Source organism: Kitasatospora sp. NPDC091257, from assembly GCF_044757675.1.
Taxonomy (GTDB): domain Bacteria; phylum Actinomycetota; class Actinomycetes; order Streptomycetales; family Streptomycetaceae; genus Kitasatospora; species Kitasatospora lactacystinica.
Genome location: NZ_JBIVVI010001339.1, coordinates 1 through 2,301 on the forward strand (window position 1 = coordinate 1; position 2,301 = coordinate 2,301).

General features: G+C 64.9%; 1 protein-coding gene. It reads left to right on the forward strand.

Annotated elements, in window-relative coordinates:
- Window positions 1-266: 266 nt before the first annotated feature.
- Window positions 267-2,301, forward strand: a 2,035-nt coding sequence (locus ACIQOV_RS38020) for a DUF4365 domain-containing protein (protein WP_401055336.1), incomplete at its 3' end; no start/stop codon positions are given.

Sequence of the window (2,301 nt, forward strand, 5' to 3'; positions counted from 1 at the left end):
GGTCCGGGAGGTACACACCTCCCGGACCGGCCCTCGGCCGTTGCCGGTGTGCCGGTTGGTACACCGAGGGCGGCGCCACCCCACGGACTCGACGATTCCCGGCTGTCCGGTGAACCCATAGGTGTGAACGAAGGAAAATCCTCCGGCCTCCTTTCGGTCGGCACGCTACCGTGCTGGGTGGTCACATCGGGTGGCGAGGAAGTCGGGGCGCGGTGAGGGTTACTCAGACCAGGCGGATCGAGCGGGCCGGCGTCAATGCGCTTCGCATGCTGCTGGAAGAGCACGATCAGATCGTTCAGGAGATCGACGGGGGGAACGACTACGGGGAAGACCTTTTGGTGATGCTCACCGAAGGCGGGTACCGGACTGGTGTCTGTGTGGCGATCCAGGTCAAGAGCGGGCAGAAGTACAAGCGGTCGAACGGTTACGCGATTCCCGTCGACGGTCATGTCGAAGACTGGCGCAACAGCATCATCCCGGTATTCGGCGTGGTGTACGACGTCGATTCGAGGAAGCTATTCTGGGTCAATATCAGCAGGGTGCTTCAGGAGGATTTCGACCCGCCTTCCTGGATTCCGCTTGGGACCACTCGGAAGCTTTCCGGTACAACGGTCGCGGATTTTCTGAGCGAGGTCCACGAGTATGCGCGCTCCGTAAGATCCAGAGGGGGAACGAAGTCGATCCTCCAGGCCCGTCCTGTCCGCGGGGCGGTGCGTTCTCCGGCGAACTGGTTCGTGGGCCGTGAGGAGCACTCCGCTCTGCTCCGGCAGATCCTGACCGGTGCAGCGGACCGGAGGCTGCTCTTGACGGGGATGGCCGGAGTGGGCAAGACCTCCCTTGTCGACAACGTCCTCGGAGACCTGTCAGTTCGGGAGGCGTACCCGGGGGGCCTGGTCTTCGTCGACATGAACGGGTTCACCGGTGACCGCCGCACCATGGGGCGTCCCGAGGACGCGTATGCCCCCGTGCTCTCGGCGTTGGGAGTCCCGGCGGCGGAGCTGCCGGTCGAGGTCGGGTTGCTGCCCTCCTACTACCACGACTTCCTCGACCGGCGTGCCGCAGAGGGAAATCCGGTGCTTCTGGTGTTCGACAACGTGGCCCAGCTCTCGCAGGTCGCGGAGCTGGTCCCGAGAGCCGATGCGCACGGGCTGGTGATCACCTCGCGTATGCGCATTGGGATCATGGACGGTGTCGAGTGTGTACCCCTGGGCTGCATGACAGTCGAGGAGTCCGATGCGCTCTTCCGGAGGATCCTTACGCCGAGCCGGTGGGCCGACGCGGGCGAGGAGCGCGAGCGGCTCTGGGAACTCTGCGGCCGGCTCCCGCTGGCGATGCGGATTTCGGCGGCCATCCTGAAGGAGGACCCGACCCTGGGAGTCTCTGGCCTGGTCGAGGAACTGGCGGAGGCCAGGACCCGGCTGGATGTCCTGCGATACGGCGACACGGCCGTCCGAGCCGCATTGGAAGTCTCGTTCCGGCACCTCGACGAAGACTTGAAGGAGCCGTTCTGCAGGCTCTCCGTCAACCCCACCCCGCAGGTGTCCGAGGAGATCGCGAGCGTCCTGATCGGGGTTCCGGTGGCGAGGGTCCGAACGGTGCTCCGGCGGATCGGGCAGGCCAGCCTGCTGTCCCGTGACTCCTCGGAGCGGTGGGTACTGCACGATCTCGTCTATCTGTTCAGTTCGGAGAAGTCCAACGAACTCATGGTCAGGTCCCGACATCGCGAACTCTTCGGAGAGCTTGCGAGGCGGTACTACGAGATCTCCGAGGAGGCCGATAGGGCGCTGCGCAGCACCCACCGCGACGGAACCGGGCGTTTCGATTCCATCAGCGGGGCGCTTGACTGGTTCGATACGGAACACATGAACCTGAAGGGGGCGGCGTTGCGGGCGACCAGCGAAGACCTGCCCGAGGACGCGTACTTCATCTTCATGCAACTGGTGCTCTTCTTCGACATACGGGGACGTGCGGCCGATATGTTCCAGTGTGCGACAGCGGCGTTCGAGGCTGCCAGAGCGTGCGGGAACGTCGAATGGCAGGTCCGTGCCCTGAACAACCTCGGACTGTGTCTGACGGCCCGGAGGGAGTTCGACGACGCGATCAGGAAGTTGACGAAGGCGGTTGCGATAGCCGAACGGATCGGCTTCCTGGAAGGTCAGTGCGACGCCAACACCAGCCTGGGCGCTGCCGTGCGCCAGCGTCGGAGCCCGGCTGCCGCGATCCCGGTCCTTCTTGAGTCGGTCCGGCTGGCCAAGCGCACGGGCAGCCCGGTGAAGATCGGTGCCGCCCTTACCAATCTCG